We start from the raw sequence: 20,649 nt of genomic DNA, 5'->3' as shown, positions 1-20,649 counted from the left end.
GGCGAGGAGCGTAGACGGCCGGCGCCGATACGGAGCACGAGGTCGGGGACCGCCCGTAACGTCCTGCCCACAGCCGGAGTTGAGTCGGCTGACGGCCCAAGCGCTCGGAGGTTTCCCGTGACCGCATCTCCCTCCTCCCCCAGTGTCTCCGGCCCCGAATGTGTCTCCGGCGCCGATCCGGAACTCGCGCGGTATCTCGCCGGGCATGCCGCCCCCGCCGCCTGCGCGGACGCCCTCATCCGCGACGCCCAGGGCAGGATTCTGCTGGTCGACCCGACCTACAAGGCGGGTTGGGACCTGCCCGGCGGCATGCTGGAGGACGAGGAACCGGCGGTCGCGCTCGTCCGGGAGGTCCGTGAAGAGCTCGGCCTGACCATCGAGGTCGGCCGTCTGCTGGCCGTCGACGCCGTACCGGCCGGTGTCTACGGACGTACCGTCCTGGCTTTCCTCTACGCCGGCCATGTCCGGGGAGAGTGTGACGCGGCGGATCTGACACTGCAGGACAGCGAGATCCGCGCCGCCGGTTTCTTCGGTGTGGAGGAGGCACTGGAGCTGCTGCCGGAACAGCTCGGCCGCCGTCTGGCCGCCGCGCTTCGCGCCGGGAGCGGTTCGCACACCGCGGTGCTGCGCGACGGCCACCGGCCGCCGGTCCGTGAGCGTGATCACTACGCGCTGCTGCCCGCGCCGATGATGGCCGCCACCGCCCTGGTCACCGACACGGCCGGGCGCGTACTCGTGCTCGATCCCACCTACAAGGAGCACTTGGAGCTGCCCGGCGGGATGGTCGAGGCCGGCGAATCGCCCGCGCGGGCCGCCGCCCGCGAACTCGCGGAGGAGTGGGGACTGGGGTCTTTCCTGGACGTCCCGGTCGGCCGGCTGCTGGCGGTTGACACGTCCCCGGCGTCGGCCCGTGGTTGTGGTCGCGCTCTGACCTGCATGGTCTTCGCCGTGCCACCGCTCACACCCGAAGCGGCAGCAAGCCTGGTGTTCGCCGACGGGGAGATTCGCGCCGCGTACTGGATGGAGCGTGACGAGGCCGTGCGGCGCCTGCCCGCCCGGCTGGCCGCCCGGGTTGTGGCGGGCCTCGACGCACTCGCTTCGGGCGGGATCATCCACCTGGAGAACGGTGTGCCGGTCACCGTGCCGCCCGAGCTGATCCTGCGGGAGCGCGCGACCCGGGCACGCGCCAGGATGGTCGAACGCCTTGAGACGAGGGGCCTGTTGACCGACCCCCGGCTGCGCCACGCACTGCTGGCGGTCCGCCGGGAGACACTGCTGCCGCGCTGCTACATCCGCCGGCCCACCGCCGCCGGCCAGCCGCCCGCGTGGCAACTCCTGGACGGCGCTGACCCACGTGACCGGGCGGAGTGGCTGGAACGGATCTACGACGGGGACTCGGTGCCGGTGCGGCACGGCGGTGAACCACTCGATGGTCCCGAACGCGGCCGGATCGTGACCGGCGGTGGCTTCACCGCGATGTCCACCGGCATGGACACGGTCGTCGAAGGGCTGGAGGCCCTGAAAGTGGTGGACGGCGACCGGGTGCTGGAGCTGGGCACCGGTCCGGGTCTGGTCGCGGCGGCGCTGTGCGAAATCCTCGGCGACACCGCGGTCACCACGGTCGAGACCGATCCTCATCTGGCGGAGGCCGCTCGCACCCGGCTGGCGCTGCTGGGACACCGGCCGCGCGTGGTGGTGGGTGACGGGCTGTCGGGCTGTCCCGGAGAGCGGTTCGACAAGATCCTGCTGTCCTTCGCGGTCCGGTGTCTGCCGCAGGCCCTGCTGGAGCAACTCGCCGACGGTGGAACGCTGTTGGCACCCGTCACCACCGGCTTCGCGGGCCGGCCGGGCGTGGCCGAGGTCCACCGCACCGGACAGGAACTGACAGCGGTACTCCGGCCGGTCGCCTCCGGACACCGGCCGGGCCGTGGGCTGGAGCTGTTTGTCCTGCCCACGCGGCGCCCCGAGGGTCCCGTCAGGGTCCGTACCAGCACACTGGTTTTGCCCACCCGCGCGGAAGCCGGTTTCTGGCTCGCTGTGGGGCATCTGCTGCCCGGCGTGGTCCAGGAAACGGGCGCCGATCGCGTGGCGCTGTACGCACCGGCCGACGGCTCCAGCGTCACCGCCCGTCCCGAGGACGATGCATGGCGCGTGGAACAGACCGGCCCCCGCGACATCTGGCAGGAGCTGGAAAACGTCCACGCCCGGTGGCTGCGGGCCGGGCGGCCGGAGCATTACCGGATCGACCTCTCCGACCCCATGACACAGCGAGTGACGGGCGGCTCCGGGCCACACCCACTGGAGTGGGAGTTCCCCCCGACACCGCCGGCCGCCGTACCTCCCGGCCGCCGTGAGGCCGACGCGTCGGCCCTCACCACCGACGCGTTGTGTGCCACCGAGCCGACCGCAACACGGTCGACACACTGAGCTCGCTCCTGGAGAAACGGGCGGACCACCAGGGGTTACAGCACGAGGTCGGCCAGCCTGTCGACCTCGTCCAGGCGTGCCACGGTGGGCGTGAACGTCAGCTCGTTCATGCCGATCGCGGCGAACTCTTCGACGATGCCACGGATCCGCTCCGGCGTGCGGACGACCCCCTCCGCGATGGTGTCGGCGTGGTCGCCCGCGTAGGCGTAGTACTGGCGGACATAGCTGTCGGACTCGTCCGTGTACGTCGCGTCGGCGCAGAAGTAGGCGAGGCCGAGCAGCCGTGGCTCGCCCTCACGGCCGGCCCGGCGCCAGGCGTCCAGGATCTCGCCCACCATCGGCTCCGCCCGCCGGGGACCGCCGCCCGCGCCGGTCCAGCCCGCGCCCCAGCGGGCGGTGCGGCGTACGGCGCGCTTGCCATGACCGCCGATCAGCACGGGCACCGGCTTCCCGGGCGGGGCGACGGCGCGCCGCTCGTCCGGGAAGTCGCCTTCCTCGACGGCCTCGCCCTGCCAGGCGCGATGCAGATATTCGAGCTGGCGGTCGAAGACGGCGCCGCGGTCCGAGAAGTCGCGGTCCGACGCACGGTAGTCGGACTCGCGCGAGCCCACTCCCAGCCCCAGCGTCAGCCGGTCGCCGCTGAGTTGGGCGACCGTGGCGGTGATTTTCGCGAGTACGGCGTCGGGATAGGTGGGGGCCAGCACCGCGTTGGTCAGCAGTCCGATGCGGGAGGTGGCACCGCCCACCGCGGCCAGGGCCGTCAGCGAGTCGTACGACGGATAGGGGACGCGGCCGATCGTGGAGACAAAGGCGAAGCCGCGCTCCTCCGCCCGCTTCGCCCAGTCCAGCACGAGTGGACCGTTGGTGCCCGGAGTGGTGTTCGGGATGGCGATACCGATGCGCATGGCGCCATCTCCTTCCGTCTTCCGTCGTCGTTCAGGATCCGCCGGTTGACCGTGCCCCGCATCCCGGCGCGGAAACCCGGTCCGGCAGGTGCGGAAAGCGGGACGACGTCGCACGGGCTCGGTGGCATGTCCTCGGAGGAGACCGTGCGGGATTGCTCAGTGATGACCGTGCGAGCCGTGGCCCAGTGCCTCCGGGTGGGGACGCAGGGTCTCGATCCGCCGCTCGATCGCCTGCCGCGCTCCCTGTCTGCGGCCCGGCACATGGCCGCGCAGCGCGATGAGCGCCGGGGCGAGGGAGTGTGCCTGTGCCGGATCGTGGAGTTGTTCCCACTGGTGGTGTGCGCGGTCGACAGCGGCTTCGACGTCTTCGTGGTCCGGGGCCTGACCGCCCGCCAGGCGCGCCTCGGCCGCCGCCATCCACAGTGCGCAGCTACGGGCCGCGTCCTGGGCGAGGCGGGCGAGGTCGGCCCGTACCTCCAGCCAGTGGATCGCCTCCGCCGAGCCGGGACCGTGTGTCCGGTGTGCCGCGCTCTCCCACAGGCCCGCGAGCGTCGCCGCCTCGGCGTGCCGGCCGGCGCGGGCAGCGGCCAGGATCGCCGGATGCGGGTCGTCCTCGGGGACCGGCGCTTCCGGGGCCCCCGGTGACCATCCCGGTGGCGCCGGTGTCCGCTCATGGCTCACCGGCTCGGTCCCGGCGGGTGGCGTGGTGTGGACCGGCGGTGTGTCGACCGCCAGGAGCAGCGCGTCGTCCGCTCCGGCGCGTGCGGCGGCTTGCTCGTGGAGCTGGGCGAGCGGCGGCCGGGCCCCACTGCGCCATATCGACGCGCACGCGGCCAGATAGGCGGGAGAGGTGACGGTGCGGCGCGGCGGAGGCGGAGTGACACGCCCGTACAGACGTGTGCCGTAGCCGAGAGCGATGCCTTCGGAGCGCAGCCGCTGCCAGGCTTCCGTGTCGGCGACGAGATCCACGACCACTGTCGTGGTGCCGGGCCGGCGCAGCTTGAGCTCGCCGGCCAGCCAGTGCCAGGGCAGGCCGGTGTAGCGCACGGTCGCCGGCGTTGTGCGGGCCAGAGCGAGATGGACGAGCCGCTGTTTGTGATCCAGGTGGAGCTGCCCCGCGATGTAGAGGGACAGCGGGCCCGGTGTGGCGGCGGCGGCGCGGATCCGGGTGAGGACGGTCTGCGGGTCGAGCGGATCGGCGAGTTCGATGACGGTCGCCGCTGCCGTCCCTGTCAGGGTGCTCGGCGAGACCACCGCGAGCGCGGCCAGTACGGATGCCGCGTCGATGAGGCAGCCTTTGCCGGCCGGCGCAGCAGCGAGCAGCAGCGCGGTCCCCGCGTCCCTGTCGTCCCCCATGGTCACCACACCGACACCGTATCCCGCTGAACCGGTCGCGGGTCGTCAGGAGTCGCTCCAGCCGTCAACCTTGGGTTGACACCGCGAGAGTGTCAACTTACGGTTGACACATGACGAACCCAGTCCGTATGACCAGCCCTGTCCGGCTCGACGACCTGATCGACGCCATCAAGAAGGTCCACCCCGAAGCTCTCGACCAGCTCTCCGGTGCGGTCATCGCCGCTGATCACCTCGGTGACCTGGCCGACCATCTGATCGGTCACTTCGTGGACCAGGCCCGCCGCTCGGGCGCGTCCTGGACCGAGATCGGCAAGAGCATGGGCGTCACCAGGCAGGCGGCGCAGAAGCGCTTTGTCACCAAGGACTCCGGCGGGCAGCCGGATCTCGATCCCAGCCAGGGGTTCAGCCGGTTCACCGAGCGGGCGCGGAATGTCGTGATGGCCGCGCAGAACGAGGCCCGTGCGGCGGCCAACGACGAGATCCGTCCCGAGCACCTGGCGCTGGGGCTCCTGAGCGAGCCGGAGGCGCTGGCGGCGGAAGCGATCGTCGCGCAGGGTGTGCCGCTGGAAACCGTCCGGCGGACCGTGGCCGCCGCGCTGCCGCCGGCGGCGGGCAACGTGCCCGACCTCATCCCGTACGACGCGCGGTCCCGGAAGGCGCTGGAGCTCACCTTCCGGGAGGCCCTGCGGATGGGACACAACTACATCGGGACGGAGCACATCCTGCTCGCCCTGCTGGAACTCGAAGACGGTACGGGCGTCCTCACCGGCCTCGGCATCGGCAAGGCGACCGCCGAGCGCGCCATTGCCACCGCCGTCGCCGCGGCCCAGGCCGCCCACGAGGGGAAGTGAACTGACGGAGCGTCGGCGCGCCGGGCGCCCCTCTCCGGCGCGGTCCGCGGGCCGCCGTCACGGCGGCGCCCCTCTCCGGCCGGTCCCGGCCTTCTCCCTGTCCGGGACAACCGCCCGCGCCCGCCGCCCCGCGCGCATCCGGGGACCGTCGCGCGCGCGGGCGGGACCGCCGTAAACTGAGAGGCGTACAGCTCTGTACGGACAGATCGCTGGCGCCCTGGGCTGGGGAGGGCGGCAAGTCGATGAATCAGCGGCACCACGGATGATGGTGGCATGGCGAATCCGACGATCTTGACCGTTGACGACGATCCGGCGGTTTCCCGGGCGGTGGCCCGGGACATCCGGCGCCGGTACGGCGACCGGTACCGCGTGGTCCGAGCGGTCTCCGGCGACGAGGCCCTGGGAGCGTTGCGCGAGATCAAGCTGCGCGGTGAACAACTCGCGGTCATGCTCGCCGACTACCGGATGCCGGAGATGAACGGCATCGAGTTCCTCGAAGCCGCGATGGACCTCTTCCCCCTCGCCCGGCGGGTGCTGCTGACCGCGTACGCGGACACCGACGCGGCGATCGACGCGATCAATGTGGTCGACCTCGACCACTATCTCCTCAAACCGTGGAACCCGCCGGAGCAGCACCTCTACCCGGTGATCGACACACTGCTGGACGCCTGGCTCGCGACTCCCGATCCGACGGCGATGGAGACCCGGGTGGTCGGACACCGCTGGTCGGCTCCGTCCTTCGCGGTGCGCGACTTCCTCACCCGCAATCTCGTCCCCTATCAGTGGCTCCTGTCCGACGAACCCGAGGGGGCCCGGCTGCTGACCGCCGCCGGAGTCGCCCCGACCGATGTGCCCCTGGTCGTGCTGTCCGACGGCACTTCCCTGGTGGCGCCCGCCGAGGGCGACCTGGCCGCGCGGGTCGGCCTGAGCACCGTCCCCACCTCGGACTTCTATGACCTCGTGGTGGTCGGCGGCGGTCCCGCCGGGCTCGGCGCCGCCGTGTACGGGGCCTCCGAGGGACTCCGTACGGTACTGGTGGAGCGCGAGGCGACCGGCGGGCAGGCGGGACAGAGCAGCCGGATCGAGAACTATCTCGGCTTCCCCGACGGTGTCTCGGGATCCCAGCTCACCGAACGCGCCCGTCGGCAGGCGCTGAAGTTCGGTGCCGAGATCCTCAGTGCCAGGGAGGTCGTCGCGCTGGAGACGGCCGGGTCCGCCAGAGTCCTGCGGCTGGGCGAGGGTGCCTCGATCACCGCCCATACGGTGGTCCTGGCCACCGGTGTCTCCTACCGCAGGCTGACCGCGCCCGGCCTTGAGGACTTCACCGGCGCCGGGGTCTTCTACGGGTCCGCCGTCACGGAGGCGCTGAGCTGTGAGGGCGAGGAGATCTTCATCGTCGGCGGTGCCAATTCGGCCGGGCAGGCCGCCGTGTACTTCTCCCACTACGCCCGGCGCGTGCACCTGCTCATCCGCGGCGGCGACCTGGTGCGGTCGATGTCCAGTTATCTGATCGACCAGCTCAACGCGATCGACCACATCGTGATCCACCCGTGGACCGAGGTGGTGGACGGAAAGGGCAACGGCCATCTCCAGCAGTTGACTCTCCGGGACACCAGGTCGGGCGCGACGGACACGGTCAACACGTCCTGGCTGTTCGTCTTCATCGGCGCCGAGCCCCGTACGGACTGGCTGGACGGTACGGTCGCGCGCGACCCGCGCGGCTTTGTCGTCACCGGGCCGGATCTGATCGCGGACGGGCGGCGCCCGGCCGACTGGCCGCTGCAACGCGATCCGTACCATCTGGAATGCAGCGTGCCCGGAGTCTTCGCGGCGGGCGACGTGCGGGCCGCGTCGGTCAAGCGCGTCGCGTCCGCCGTGGGTGAGGGTGCCATGGCCGTCACGCTGGTCCACCGCTACATGGAGGCGCAGTGACCGCATCGGACCGGCTGTCCCCGGAGCAGCTCCGCACCCTGTTCCTCTTCGAGTCGCTCGACGAGAGCCAACTGGCCTGGCTGGCCGAGCGGGGCAGGGTGGAGCGGCGCGCCGGCGGCAGCGATGTGTACAGCGAGGGCGACCCGGCCACCTGTTTCTTTGTGCTGCTGAGCGGGGCGGTGACGCTCAGCCGCGGGCTGCACGGCGACGACATCGAGGTCACGCGGACGGATCAGCGCGGCGTCTACGCCGGGGCCACCCAGGCGTATCTGGGCGACCGGGTCGATCAGGTCTATCCGAACACCCTGCGAGCCGTCAGCGACGCCGAGTTCTTCGTGCTGCCGGCCGATGAGTTCGCCGTCGCCATACGCACCTGGTTCCCCATGGCCCTGCATCTGCTGGAGGGGCTCTTCTTCGGCACGCGCGCGGCCAACACCCTGATCAACGAGCGCGAGCGGCTTCTCGCCCTGGGGTCGCTGTCGGCCGGCCTCACCCATGAGCTCAACAACCCCGCCGCGGCGGCCGTCAGAGCGACCGAGGCGTTGCGCGACCGGGTGGCCGGCATGCGTCACAAGCTCGCCCTGATCGCTGACGGCAGGCTGGACGGCACCAAGCTGCACAGCCTGGTGGAGTTGCAGGACGCCGCCGTCAAGCAGGCCGCCGCGGCGACCCCGCTGCCGGCCCTGGCCGCCGCCGACGCGGAGGACGAGCTCGGTGACTGGCTGGACGAACAGGGGGTGACCAACGCCTGGGATCTCGCTCCGGCCCTCGTGGCGGGAGGCATCGGGCTGCCGTGGCTCGCCACGGTCGCCGAGGCCGTCGGTGACGAACACCTGGACTCGGCGGTGCGCTGGCTCGCGTACACCGTCGACACGGAACTCCTGATGGGTGAGATCGACGACGCCGTGACCCGGGTCTCCGACCTGGTCGGCGCGGCCAAGCAGTACTCCCAGCTCGACCGGGCGCCCCAGCAGACCGTCGATGTGCACGCCCTGCTGGACGCCACCCTCACCATGTTGCGGGCCAAGATCCCGGCGACGGTCCGGATCGTCAAGGAGTACGACCTGACGCTGCCGAGGATCCCCGCCTACGGCGCCGAACTCAACCAGGTGTGGACCAATCTGATCGACAACGCCGTCGCCGCCATGAGCGGCAAAGGCACCCTCACCCTGCGGACCTGGCGGGACGGCGAGCGGCTGCTCGTGGAGGTGGCCGACACCGGGACGGGGATCCCGCCGGAGGTCAGGCCGCGGATCTTCGAGCCCTTCTTCTCCACCAAGGCGGTCGGTGAGGGCACCGGCCTCGGTCTGGACATCTCGTACCGCATCGTGGTCAACAAGCACCACGGCGACATCCGGGTGGACTCGCGGCCCGGCGACACGCGCTTCCAGGTATGCCTACCCATCACTCCCGAGCCCGACGCGCCCGACCCCGCGCAGGCCGTCTGACCCTCCGGGACCCGACGGCGCCCGGTCTCCCCGCACGGCCCGGGCTGCGGGCTCCTCCGTGTCCCCCGATCATCGGATGCATGGACCCGTCCGGCGCGCCTCCCGCCGCCCCGCTTCCCGTCATCCGGCCGATGCTGGCCGTTCCGGGCGCACTGCCCGCCGAGAACGAGGAGGCCGCGTGGGCGTTCGAGGTCAAGTGGGACGGCGTGCGCTGCGTCGTCGGTACGACCGGTGACGGGACGGTCACGCTGACCAGCCGGGCGGGTAATGACGCCACCGTGACCTATCCCGAGCTGGGCGCGCTCGCCGAGCAGCTTCGCGGCCGGTCCGCCGTGCTGGACGGCGAGGTCGTGGTCCTGAACGCGCGCGGAGGCGCCGATTTCGGGCTTCTCCAGCGGCGGATGGGCATCGCGGACCCGCGCCGCGCCGCGCGGCTCGCGGTGGAGTGCCCCGTCCATCTGATGCTGTTCGACCTCATGCACCTGGACGGCCTGTCCCTGCTGGGGCTCTCTTACCGGGAGCGCCGCGCCGTCCTCGCGGGGCTGGACCTGGAAGGCGCGCGGTGGAGCGTGCCCGCGTCCATGGAGGGGCACGGGCGCCAGGCGTGGGACGCCACGCTGCGGGCCGGATTCGAGGGCGTCGTGGCGAAACGCCTGTCGTCCCTCTACACGCCGGGTGTGCGGTCGTCCCACTGGCGCAAGACCAAGCATGTGACGACCCTCGACGTGATCATCGGCGGTTGGTCGGAGGGCCGCGGCGGGATCACCGGGCTGCCCGGCGCCGTCCTGGTGGGTCTGGAGGAGCAGGCCGGGCTGCGGTACATCGGCGCCGTCGGGTCGGGCCTGTCCGACCCGGAACGGCACGAGCTGGCGCGGTACTTGGCGGTGATCGGGCGCCCCGGGCCGCCGTTCGCCAACCCGGTCCCGGTGCGTGGCGCGCACTGGGCCGAGCCCCGGCTCGTCGCCGAGATCGCCTTCTCCGGCTGGACCGCGGCGGGAATCCTGCGGCACCCGATCTGGCACCGGCTGCGGCCGGATCTGACGCGCCTCGGGTGACGCCCGGCCCCGAGGAGTGCCGGCCCGGGACCTTCGCGGGCCGTCTCTCCCGCCGGGTCGGCGGGGGTACGACCGTACGAAGGACGGGCCCGGCCGCCGGGCCCGTCACTCTCCCGTGGTCACCAGGCGACCGGAAGCGCGTGCACCCCGTAGACGGCCATGTCGTTCTTGAAGCGGATGTCCTCGAACGGCACGGCGAGCCGCAGACCCGGCAGCCGGCGGACCACGGTCTCCAGCGCGATCTGCAACTCCGCCCGGGCGAGCGGCTGGCCGAGGCACTGGTGCACACCGAAGCCGAAGGCGACATGGCGGCGGGCGTCCCGCGCCACGTCCAGGGCGGCGCCGGAGGGAAACGCGTCCTCGTCGCGGTTGGCGGCGTTCAGCACGCACAGCACCCCCTCGCCCGCGCGGATGACGTGGCCGCCCACACTGACGTCCTCGGTGGCCACCCGGCCCAGCCCGGTGTGCACGATGGTCAGATAGCGCAGCAGTTCCTCGACCGCGCCGTTGACCAGGGCGGGCTCCTCGCGCAGCCGGGTGAGCTGCGCCGGTTCGCGCAGCAGCGCGAGCACCGACAGCGCGGTCATGTTCGCGGTCGTCTCATGGCCGGCGATCAGCAGCAGCCGGCACATGGCGCCGATCTCCTGGACGCTGAGCTCGCCCCGGGCCAGCAGGCGGCTGATGATGCCGTCGTCGGGCTCGCGCTCCTTGTCCTCCGCCAGCCGGATCAGATACTCGATCAGGTCGTCCATGGCGGCACGGATCTCGTCCGGGGTGGAGTCGTCGTGCAGCAGGACCCTGCTGCGGTCCTGGAAGTAGTCGTGGTCCTCGTAGGGCACTCCCAGCAGCCGGCAGATCACCAGCGACGGCAGCGGCAGGGCGAATTCGGGGACCAGGTCGGCCGACGTGCCGGCGGCGGTCATCCGGTCCAGCAGATCGTCGGCGATGCGCTGGATGTCGGGACGCATCGCCTCGATCCTCTTGACCATGAAGTCCGCGGTGAGCATCCGGCGCAACCGGGCGTGCTCCGGGTCGTCCATGCGGATAAAGCTCGGGTCGCCCCCGGTGACCTTCTTGCGTCCCTCGCTCAGGAAAGGGAAGCCGGGGCGGGTGGACTCCGCGCTGAACCTCCGGTCGCCCAGGACCGCGCGGACGTCCTCGTGCCGGGTGATCAGCCAGGGCTGGGAGCCGTCCCACAGGGTCACCCGCGTGACGGGCGACTCGCTGCGCGCCTTCTCGTACGCGGGCGGCGGCGCGAAGGGGCAACTGCCCCGGGCGGCGGGAGCGGTGAGCGGAGAGGTGGGCTCGGTGACGGTCATGGGGGCTTCTCCTTCGCGCTGGGGGCCGGGCGTGTTCCGCGGAGAGGGGACCGGAGCAGGCGAAATACCTGACAAAGTCAATTAACGCACGGTCACGCTAGCTTCGCTGAGCGTGGAGGGAAAGGGCGGGGAAGAGATGGTTCCACATTGGCCGAATGCCGACCGCGCGAACACCCGCGCCCTTGCGCGGTGATGCCGTTACAGTGCCTCCATGTCGGACGCCGCTACGGCCCTGGATCCCACAGCCGCGCTCGAAAAGACGCTGGCTTCGCTGTCCTACCTGCTGACTCGCTCCCAGGCACACGACTGGCAGGTGTCGCAGGCCGGCGTCACCGCCCGCCGTTCGGACGTGTATCTGCTGCTGGCCCTCGACATGAGCGGCGGCATGAGCCGAGTGGGTGACCTCGCCACCCTGCTCATGGTCGAGCCCTCCCATGTCACCCGGCAGATCGACCGCCTCCAGTCACAGCGGCTCGTCGAGCGCACCCCTGATCCGCTCGACGGCCGGGCCCGCCGGGTGGCGATCACGGCGGACGGCGCGGCGCTTCTCGCCCGGCTGCGCGGGGCCAACCGGGCCGGCCTGCGCGAAGCGCTGGACGGCGTCGAGGAGGCAGACATCGCCACCACCGTCGCCGTCCTCCAGCGGCTGGTCGAGCGCTACGCACGCCAGATGCGCACCCGGGTGCTTCCGGACCTCGCCGGAACCGAGGACGCGGACGTGCCCGGCGCGCGGGACACCGTCTGACCCCGCCGGAACCGGGCGTCGGGGTCTTCGGGTTCTGCGGGTTCTTCGGGTTCGGCGCGCGCGTACGCTCCGGCCGGCCCGCCTCCGGGACGTGTGGGGGATCATGGAGGGGCGCACCGCACAGAGCTTGTACCGTTCGTCCGTTGGGCTGTCACCCCCGGTTCACCTGCGAAGACGAACGTGCGAAGGGCCATACTTCCGTCCTTTCCGGAGAACACCCCATGTGCCGACAAGGTTTCTGTGAACACCACATCGCTCCCGGGGCCGGTGCGCCCGTGGACGACTCCTCGGCCGGGGCTCCCGCCCGGCGCGCAGTGCTGAGAGCCGGCACGGCGCTCGGCGCCGGGGCCGCGCTCGCCCTCGCCCCGCTGAGCTTCGCGGAGGCGGATCAGGTCACGGCCGGCGGCGTGCCCGCGGAGGGCGAGGTGACCCGCGTCATCAGCGGTCATCTGGACACCGGAGTGGCGGATTTCGTATATCTGCCGGTGGAGGTGCCACGCGGCGTCAACCAGATCGCCGTGTCGTACACCTACTCCAAGCCGACCGTGCCCGCCGGGACGCCCGGCAACTCCTGTGACATCGGGATCTTCGACGAGCGCGGCACCGAGCTAGGCGGCAGGGGATTCCGCGGCTGGTCGGGCGGAGCCCGTACGTCGTTCGTGGTCAGCCACGACAGCACCACCACCCCGGGCTACCTGCCGGGGCCCGTCAACCGGGGCACCTGGCATGTGGTCCTCGGCCCCTATCAGGTCGCGCCCCAGGGGATGGACTACACCGTCACGGTGACGCTGCGGTACGGCGCTCCCGGCGCCGCCTTCGTCCCCGACTACCCGCCCACCCGTGCCGGGGGACGCGGGCGGGCCTGGTACCGCGGGGACGCCCATCTGCACACGGTCCACTCGGACGGCAAGCGGCTGCCGTCCGAGGTCGCGGCCGGCGCCCGTGCGGCCGGGCTGGACTTCATGATCTCCACGGATCACAACACCTCTTCCTCGCACGGGGTCTGGGGCGAGCAGGCCGGCCAGGACCTTCTGGTCATCACCGGTGAGGAGGTCACCACCCGCAACGGGCACTGGCTGGCGCTCGGGCTGCCGGCGGGAAGCTGGATCGACTGGCGCTACCGCGCCCGGGACGGCGCCTTCTCCCGCTTCGCCAAGCAGGTGCACAAGCTGGGCGGCCTGGTCGTTCCGGCGCATCCCTACTGCCCGTACATCGCCTCGCAGTGGAAGTTCGGCTACGCCGAGGCCGACGCGGTCGAGGTCTGGAACGGGCCGTGGACCTACGACGACGAGTCCGCCGTCGACACCTGGGACGCCCTGCTCGGGGAGGCGATGCGCCGGGGGGACGGCTGGCAGCCGGCCATCGGCAACAGCGACGCGCACAGCGAGCCCCAGGTCATCGGCCTTCCTCATACGGTGGTCAACGCCGAGAACCTGGACCGGGACGCGATCCTGGACGGCATCCGCTCCGGCCGCTCCTGGATCGCCGAATCCTCCTCCGTGTCGGTCGGTTTCACCGCCACGGGCCGGGGCCGGGTGGCCGGGATCGGCGAGACGCTCCGGCTGCCCTCCCAGGCCCCGGTCGACGTACGTGTCGAGGTGGCCGGAGTCCCCAACGGCACCGTGCGCCTGATCACCGACGAAGGCCAGATGCACCAGGAGTCGCTCGACGCATCCGGCGCCGGGACGGTGGTGTGGCGCACCACGGCCTCGCTCGCCGCCTATGTCCGGGCGGAGGTCCGCCACCCGCTCGCCGACGGCACTCCGGGCAAGGGCAACACCATGGCGGCGGCCCTGCAGTGGGGCCCGATGGCCGCGCTGACCAATCCCATTCTGCTGCGGAGCACCGACACCGGACACTGAGGGCCGCATGCAGGACGCCCGGCGGTGAGGACCGGGCAGCGGGGCGGACCCGCGGCAGCCGAAGTGATCAACATGCCGTGCCGGCAGCCGAGTTGCTGTGGCAGACTGCCGGGCATGGTGATGATCGCGGGAGGTGTGGTGTGAGCGAGCCGCGGTCCGCCCCCACCATCGGGCAGCTCGTCCTCAGCAGACAGCTCCGGGCTCTGCGGGAGAAGGCCGGCCTCAGCCGGGAGGACGCGGGCCGGCTGCTGCGGGTCACGGCCGCCACCGTCCGCAGGATGGAAATGGCCGAGGTCGGACTCAAAGTCCCCTACATACAAATCCTGTTGCCGGCCTACGGCGTGCCCGACGAGGAGATCGCGGTCTTTCTGCGGCTGGCGGACGAGGCCAACGAGCCTGGCTGGTGGCAGCGGTTCCACGACATCCTGCCGGAGTGGTTCAGCGGATATGTGAGCCTTGAGGAGGCCGCCAAAACGATCCGCTCCTACGAGCCGCATTTTGTCCCGGGGCTGCTCCAGACCGAGGACTACGCCCGGGAGGTCCTGACCGCGGGGGCCGTGGGAAAGACGACCGATCCCGGCCGGGTGGACCGCCATGTCGCCCTGCGCACGGCGCGCCAGACGCTGCTCACACGTCCGGACGCGCCGACGTTCTGGGCCGTGCTGGACGAGACCGTGCTGCGCAGGCCGGTCGGCTCGCCCTCGGTGATGCGGGCGCAGATCGACAAACTGCTGGAGATGGCCGAGCGGCCGAATGTGACGCTGCAGATCGCCGAGCTGTCCGCGGGGCATCACCCCGGTACGTACAGTCCGTTCGTACTGTTCCGCTTCGATGTCCCCGAAGTGCCCGACATGGTCTACATCGAGTATCTGACCGGCGCGCTCTATCTCGACCGGGACGCCGAGGTCTCCGGGCACAAGGAAGCCATGGACCGGATGGTGGCACACGCGGAGTCCGCGAGCCGCAGCAAACAGCTTCTCGCCTGTTTCCGCAAGGAACTCTGAAGGGGCGTCCGCTGCCCGGTGCTCCGTCCTGCTCCCCGGCCCCCGAACACACGCGCACCGTCCTGGACTTCGGCGGACTCCCGGGACTGTCGCTGATCTCACCGGCGCACCGTGTCCCGGACGAGCCCCGGGTGCCGGTTCCTGACGAGGCGTCATGCGGGCGCGGGCGGCTTCCCCGAGGCGGAGAAAGAGTGCGGCATGCCTTTTCGCGCACCGGATTCCGGCACGGTTATATCACTGCGCCCGAACATACAATCCGATCCTCCCAACGCAATATCTTCACCTCGTTCACGCCGTGCCCGCCGTGACGCTTGACGGGAGATCGATTAATTCTATGGTTGGGACAAGACGCTCATCAGTCGGATGCCAAGACGGAGGAAGAGCGGTCAGAATTCGTCAACGACGCCCCGGCGTACGAAAAGCCTCATGACGATTGCTGAGCCGGATTCCAGCAGGAGCGGAGCCGCGTAACGGCCTCCGGGCTCTTGGCATTTCGCGGCACGTGGAGTGAGATGACAATGCTTCAGGTTTCGGTTGTCGTACCGTGTTACAACGAAAGCGAGGTGCTCGGGGCCTTTCACACCGCGTTGGTCGCCGCCCTCGAACCGACCCGGCAGAGCTTTGAGATCTGCTACGTGGACGACGGCAGCAGCGACCGGACAAGGCGCCAGCTCAGTGAGCTCGCCGGCACCGACCCGCGGGTCCGTTACACCTCCTTCAGCCGCAATTTCGGCAAGGAGGCCGCCATGCTCGCCGGGCTGCGCATGTCCCGGGGCAACGCGGTGGTCCTCATGGACGCCGATCTCCAGCACCCTCCCGAGCTGGTGCCCCGCATGATGGAGCTGCACCGGCACGGTTACGACCAGGTCGTCGCGCAGCGCGACCGGGCGGGCGAGAGCGCCCTCCGCACCGCTCTCAGCAGGGTCTACTACCGGCTGGTGCGACGCTGTATGGACGTCGAAGTCGTGGACGGCGCCGGAGACTTCAGGCTGCTGTCGCGCCGGGCGGTGGACGCCGTACTGTCGCTGCCCGAGAGCAACAGATTCTCCAAGGGGATCTTCTCCTGGATCGGATTCGACACCGCCAGCTTCACGTACAGGAATGTCAAGCGGGCGGCCGGACAATCCAAATGGGGCGGCAGAAATCTTCTCAACTACGGCATCGACGGACTCCTCTCCTTCAACAGCCGTCCGCTGCGTCTGGCGATCCACACCGGCCTGTGCCTTTTCCTGTCCGCACTCGCCTATGCTCTGTGGATCATCACGAATGTCGCCCTCTACGGCGTGGACGCACCGGGCTACACCACCCTGATGACCTCCGTCGTGGCACTCAGTGGAATTCAGCTCGCCACTCTGGGCGTCATCGGGGAATACGTCGGGCGGATCTATCACGAGGCCAAGAACCGACCGCACTATGTGGTCCGTGAAACGGACAGCTCCCGTACGGCGTTCCCGCTCGGCGGCCCGTCACCGACGGCCTTCGCCCACTCGCGTATGGAGTCATGAGGACTCCTGCGCTTTCCCGTTCTCCGGCCGCACCGCGTGCGGCGCCGTCGGCACAGCCACGCGTTCAGCCGTTCACGCCAACGGCTGTCCCACGGGGGCCGGTGGGGACCAAACCCGAAAGGCAGTGATGGACATGGCCGCGGGCGCATCGAGCGTCGCCATCCCGAGACAGCCGGGCGGGGGTCCCCGGCCCGGGCGGCCCGGGCGGGAGGACGGCCACGGGGTATCCGTACGGCCATGGACGACGGTCTGGACGCTCGGGCTCTCGGCGCTGCCCCTCGGGCTTCTCGCCGTGGCCGCGTGGCTCGGGCGTCATGTCCGTCCGGGCGCGGACGAGTGGTGCTTCCTGCCCGCCGTCCGTGACCAGGGCGTCTCCGGGCTGGTCGGCAAGTTCTACTTCACGGACAACGGGCGGCTCACCAACGGTCTGCTGGTCGGGCTCTACGCGAAATTCGGCGTCGCCGGGCACCAGTGGTTCGCTCCGGTCAGCGCGGCGGTCGTCCTGGGGCTGCTGTGGGCCGTCACGGCGCTGCTGCTGCGCAGGTCGGGGCGGACCGTCCCGCGCGGGGTCCCGCTGCTCGTCGCGTCCATGGTGACGGCGGTCTTCCTCTTCGCGACCCCCAACACCTACAAGACCTTCTACTGGCCTGCGTCCTCCGTCTCGCACACCCTCGCGCCCGTACTGGCCTGCGTCGCGGTGATTCCACTGCTGGCGGCCCGGAGGCGGCTGGGCAGGATCGCCGCGCAGGCCACCGTGGCGGTCACGGGGCTCCTGCTGGCTCTGCTCTCGGAGGAGGCGGCGGTCGTCGCGCTGGTGGTACTGGTGGGCGCGCTGCTGCTCTGCCCGTGGACCGTCGCCGAGCGCGTACGATCCTACGCCCGCACCTGGTGTCTGCTGGGCATCGCGGGAATCGGTGCCGGGACTCTCGTCCTGGTCACCTCACCCGGCTCGCGCCACCGGCGTGAGCGGTACGGCGCCGGAACCACCTCGATGCTCGCGCCCGACTCACTGATCGCGTCGCTGCGCGCGTACTGCGACATCCTGGTCACCGTCTGCACCACCTGGCAGTACGTGGGGGCGGTCGCGGCCGGTGTGCTGCTGGGCCTGCCGGCACGGAGCCGTCCGGGGCACACACCGGTCATGACGCCCGGACGGCCGTTCCTCCTGTGGTCCTCGGCCGCCCTCGCCTTCCTGCTCTCCGGCTATCTCTGCACCGTCATCACCTATCCCCTCTTCGGCGCCCGGGTGGTGACCGCGACCCGGACCTGGAACGACTACCTCCTGCTCTATGTGGTGGTGCTCGCGGGCGCCGGTGTGCTGCTGGGACACGCGCTGCGGAGGCGCCGGTGGCGTACGGGCGCGATGACAGCCGCCTGCGCCGCGCTGTGCGCCGTCGCGTGTGCCGGGCTGGCCGTCCCACTCGGTCACCTGGGCAAGGACATGGCCGTACGGGCCCAGCGGTGGGACCGCCAGGATCACTGGCTGCGCGCCCGCGCGGCGGCCGGCGCGGAGGTCCTCCCGTACACGCCGACGCCGCTCAGCGGGATGGGCGAGCCGTTCGGCGGCAACGGACGCGGAAGGGCCTGGCCGGCCCGGTGTGTCGCCGACTACTACCATCTGACCCGGATCACCTATTCGAACCGCCCGCACTGACCCGGGGCGGCCCGGCGCACGGAAACCGGCACTGGGTCACGGCGGGGGCCGTACGATCGCTCGTGGTCCCCGGCATAGTAGAGTCGGCGCCCATGTCGAAGCCTGATGATCTGCTTGTTGACATCGCCACCAGCGTGGAGTCCGAGCAAAGCAATCAGATGTCCCTCACCGTCGTCGTCCAAGGTGCCGTTGTCACCGGACGGCTGGCGCCCGAGGCCGTCTGGCGGGAGCGCGTGGCCGAGGTGCTGGAGGATTCGGAGCGTCTGGCACCGTTCTCCGCCATCTTCAAGTCGGCCGGTCCGAACTCCCGCTCGCAACGGCGGACCGAGCCGCCCACACACCTTCATTTCCATGTCGCACGGATCCTCCAGGGGACCGTCGGCATCCCCGAGACCGGTGGGATGTACCGCATCGCCATCAAGGACGTGAGCGCCTGGACGGTGGGGGACTTCAGCTACTCCGACACCTGAGTCCTTCTCCGGTGAGCCGGCCCTGTCATCCGACTATCGGTACCCGTGCGGCAAGGGCACGGGTACCGATCGCGTAAGCGCTCCTACTGCCCCGGCGGGGCGTCGGGCGTACTGTCCGGACCGGACGGGTCGACCTCGCGGAGCCTGCGCCGCAGATGGGCCCGTTCGGGTTCGGTGCCGACCAGATCGAGCGCCTTCCGGTAGGCCGCCGCGGCCTCGGAGTACCGGCCGAGCCGGTGCAGCAGCTCGGCCCTGGCGGCCGGGTACGGGTGGTAGCCGCGCAGCCGTGGCTCTCCGGCCAGCTCGTCGAGGAGGGTGAGGCCGGCCTCCGGCCCGTCGCGCATCGCCACCGCCGCGGCCCGGTTCAGCGCGACGACCGGGGACGGCGCGAGCGCGAGCAGCACATCGTAGAGAGCCACGACCTGCGGCCAGTCGGTGGTCGCGACATCCACGGCCTCGTCGTGCAGCGCGGCGATGGCGGCCTGCACTCCGTACACACCGGGCGGCCCGCCGGTCAGCGCGACGAGCACCAGCGCACGGCCCTCCTCGATCATGGCGCGGTCCCAGCGGTCGCGGTCCTGGTCGCCGAGCAGCACGAACTCGCCCTCCGGACCGGTCCGGGCGTCGCGTCGCGCGTGGATGAGCAGCAGGAGTCCGAGCAGTCCGGCGACCTCCCGTTCGGCGGGCAGCAGCCGCCGCAGGATCCGCGCCAGCCGGATGGCCTCCTCGGCCAGATCGAGCCGCTGCAACTGAGGCCCCGAGCTGGCCGCGTAGCCCTCGGTGAAGATCGAATAGAGCACCTGGAGCACCCCGGGCAGGCGCTCCGGCAGCTCATCGGCGCCGGGCACCCGGAACGGGATACGGGCCTCGCGGATCTTCCTCTTCGCGCGCACGATCCGCTGGGCCACCGTCGCGGACGGGACAAGAAACGCCCGCGCGACCTCCGGCGTCGTCAGCCCGGCCAGACAACGCAGGGTCAGGGCCGTACGGTCCTCGGCGGGAAGAGCCGGGTGGGCGCAGGTGAAGAAGAGCTGGAGCCGCTCGTCCGGGAGATCGCTGTCCGCGTCCGGGGACGGGACGGGGCCGGCGCGGTCGGCCTCCACCTGCAGGACGGCGAGCCGCGCCGCGTACGCCTGGTCCCGCCGCAGCCGGTCGACGGCCCGGCGGCGGGCCGTCGTCAGCAGCCAGGCGCCGGGTCTGGCCGGAACGCCCTCGACCGGCCAGTGCACCAGCGCCGCCTCGATGGCCTCCGAGGCGACCTCCTCGGCCAGGTCCAGGTCGCCGAAGCGGCGGACGAGCGAGGCGAGCAGCCGGCCACGTTCCTCGCGGAACACCGACTCCACGGACGCCTCGGCGACGGCCCGCTCGTCCATCGCTGTCAGATCTCGAACTCGGCGACCGGCCGCACCACGACCGAACCGCCGCCGCGCGAGCCGGGACAGCGCGCGGCCCAGTCGAGCGCGACATCGAGGTCGGGTACGTCGATGACGTCATATCCGCCGAGGACCTCACGGGTCTCGGCGAACGGCCCGTCCGTGACCGTGCGGTCGCCTCCCGGGCCCACCCGGACCGTGGTGGCGGTGGTCAGGTCCTTCAGCGCGTGCCCGGAGACCAGCACCCCCGATTCCTTCAGCGCCTTGTCGTAGGCCACCCAGTCCTCGTACTCGCATCCGTCGGCGGCTTCGGGTGTCGCGGCACTGTAGATCAGCAGCATGTACTTCATGTCGGGCTCCCTTGTGTCCTGCTCTGTCCTCGCGCGGCGGGTTGCCGTACGCCATGACGACGAACGGGACCCGCGCGGATCGACACGCCTCCGGAAAGTTTTCCAGTTTCTTTCCCGGCCGTGCCACGGACGGCTCTGTCACCGGCCTCCGTGGAGGGCCCGGCTACACCGCGCCGTCACGGGTCGGCCGGTGCGGTGGGCCGGCCGGGGCCGCCTTGGAGGAGACGGGGGAACGCCGGCCCCGGCCGGGACGGGCGCCGCCACGCGCCGTGGACGTACCGCGCCTCGGACGCTCGGCGTTGGTGATGGTGACGGGGATGCCGGTGGGGGCCTGGGCGCCGGTGATGCGGGTGAGGGCGGCTTCGCCGGAGCGGACCTGGGTGGTCTGCGGGG

16 protein-coding genes and 1 pseudogene are annotated in these 20,649 nt (G+C 71.2%); 11 read left to right on the top strand and 6 right to left on the bottom strand.

The window, feature by feature from the left end:
- The first annotated feature begins 117 nt into the window (after positions 1-117).
- The gene (locus ABZ707_RS32530; RefSeq protein WP_360182235.1) at positions 118-2,427 is read left to right on the top strand and encodes an NUDIX domain-containing protein; all 2,310 of its coding nucleotides are present in this window, start codon (positions 118-120) and stop codon (positions 2,425-2,427) included.
- 35 nt (positions 2,428-2,462) lie between these two features.
- Here ABZ707_RS32530 and ABZ707_RS32525 read toward each other — a convergent pair whose 3' ends face one another.
- Positions 2,463-3,332: an LLM class flavin-dependent oxidoreductase gene (locus ABZ707_RS32525; RefSeq protein WP_360182232.1), complete on the bottom strand. Its 870-nt coding sequence runs from the start codon at positions 3,330-3,332 to the stop codon at positions 2,463-2,465.
- 156 nt (positions 3,333-3,488) lie between these two features.
- Positions 3,489-4,688 (bottom strand): hypothetical protein, encoded by a 1,200-nt coding sequence (locus ABZ707_RS32520; protein ID WP_360182259.1) that lies wholly within the window; start codon positions 4,686-4,688, stop codon positions 3,489-3,491.
- A 110-nt stretch (positions 4,689-4,798) separates the two neighbouring features.
- Between ABZ707_RS32520 and ABZ707_RS32515 the strand changes: the two genes are divergently transcribed.
- From ABZ707_RS32515 to ligD, 4 genes are all read left to right on the top strand, one after another.
- Complete coding sequence (locus tag ABZ707_RS32515; RefSeq protein WP_360182229.1) at positions 4,799-5,539, top strand: Clp protease N-terminal domain-containing protein; 741 nt, start codon at positions 4,799-4,801, stop codon at positions 5,537-5,539.
- Between the two features lie 273 nt (positions 5,540-5,812).
- Entirely contained in the window at positions 5,813-7,471 is a 1,659-nt protein-coding gene (locus tag ABZ707_RS32510; RefSeq protein ID WP_360182226.1) for an FAD-dependent oxidoreductase, read from the top strand.
- On the top strand, positions 7,468-8,919 hold the full coding sequence (locus ABZ707_RS32505) for an ATP-binding protein (RefSeq protein ID WP_360182223.1): 1,452 nt from the start codon (positions 7,468-7,470) through the stop codon (positions 8,917-8,919). Before ABZ707_RS32510 ends, ABZ707_RS32505 begins: the two co-directional genes overlap by 4 nt.
- Before the next feature lie 80 nt (positions 8,920-8,999).
- Entirely contained in the window at positions 9,000-9,974 is a 975-nt protein-coding gene (gene ligD, locus ABZ707_RS32500; RefSeq protein WP_360182220.1) for a non-homologous end-joining DNA ligase, read from the top strand.
- 119 nt (positions 9,975-10,093) lie between these two features.
- On the opposite strand, the gene ABZ707_RS32495 is transcribed toward ligD, so the two are convergent.
- Positions 10,094-11,293, bottom strand: coding sequence for a cytochrome P450 (locus ABZ707_RS32495; RefSeq protein WP_360182217.1), 1,200 nt, complete (start codon positions 11,291-11,293; stop codon positions 10,094-10,096).
- Between the two features lie 211 nt (positions 11,294-11,504).
- Here ABZ707_RS32495 and ABZ707_RS32490 point away from each other — a divergent pair, with 211 nt between their 5' ends.
- From ABZ707_RS32490 to ABZ707_RS32465, 6 genes are all read left to right on the top strand, one after another.
- Positions 11,505-12,038 (top strand): MarR family transcriptional regulator, encoded by a 534-nt coding sequence (locus tag ABZ707_RS32490; protein ID WP_360182214.1) that lies wholly within the window; start codon positions 11,505-11,507, stop codon positions 12,036-12,038.
- 314 nt (positions 12,039-12,352) lie between these two features.
- Positions 12,353-13,900 carry a CehA/McbA family metallohydrolase gene (locus ABZ707_RS32485; protein WP_360182256.1) on the top strand — a complete coding sequence of 516 codons (1,548 nt, stop codon included), beginning with the start codon at positions 12,353-12,355 and terminating at the stop codon, positions 13,898-13,900.
- A gap of 140 nt (positions 13,901-14,040) precedes the next feature.
- Positions 14,041-14,904: a helix-turn-helix transcriptional regulator gene (locus ABZ707_RS32480; RefSeq protein WP_360182211.1), complete on the top strand. Its 864-nt coding sequence runs from the start codon at positions 14,041-14,043 to the stop codon at positions 14,902-14,904.
- A gap of 518 nt (positions 14,905-15,422) precedes the next feature.
- Positions 15,423-16,409 (top strand): glycosyltransferase family 2 protein, encoded by a 987-nt coding sequence (locus tag ABZ707_RS32475; RefSeq protein ID WP_360182208.1) that lies wholly within the window; start codon positions 15,423-15,425, stop codon positions 16,407-16,409.
- Positions 16,410-16,542: 133 nt separating this feature from the next.
- Complete coding sequence (locus ABZ707_RS32470; RefSeq protein ID WP_360182205.1) at positions 16,543-18,063, top strand: DUF6056 family protein; 1,521 nt, start codon at positions 16,543-16,545, stop codon at positions 18,061-18,063.
- Between the two features lie 92 nt (positions 18,064-18,155).
- A complete protein-coding gene (locus tag ABZ707_RS32465) occupies positions 18,156-18,533 on the top strand; it encodes a hypothetical protein (RefSeq protein ID WP_360182202.1) in 378 nt (125 codons plus the stop codon).
- 83 nt (positions 18,534-18,616) lie between these two features.
- Here ABZ707_RS32465 and ABZ707_RS32460 read toward each other — a convergent pair whose 3' ends face one another.
- The 3 genes and pseudogenes from ABZ707_RS32460 to ABZ707_RS32450 form a co-directional block, all read right to left on the bottom strand.
- Entirely contained in the window at positions 18,617-19,906 is a 1,290-nt protein-coding gene (locus ABZ707_RS32460) for a DUF6596 domain-containing protein (RefSeq protein WP_360182199.1), read from the bottom strand.
- Positions 19,907-19,911: 5 nt separating this feature from the next.
- A complete protein-coding gene (locus ABZ707_RS32455; protein ID WP_360182196.1) occupies positions 19,912-20,256 on the bottom strand; it encodes a YciI family protein in 345 nt (114 codons plus the stop codon).
- A gap of 163 nt (positions 20,257-20,419) precedes the next feature.
- Positions 20,420-20,649 (bottom strand): annotated as a pseudogene (locus ABZ707_RS32450) (ATP-dependent helicase); the annotation flags it as partial.

The organism is Streptomyces sp. NPDC006923 (assembly GCF_040635655.1).
In the GTDB taxonomy this organism is placed as follows: domain Bacteria; phylum Actinomycetota; class Actinomycetes; order Streptomycetales; family Streptomycetaceae; genus Streptomyces.
Note: the sequence above shows the minus strand (reverse complement) of the source record. Positions and strands in the feature narration are given on the sequence as shown.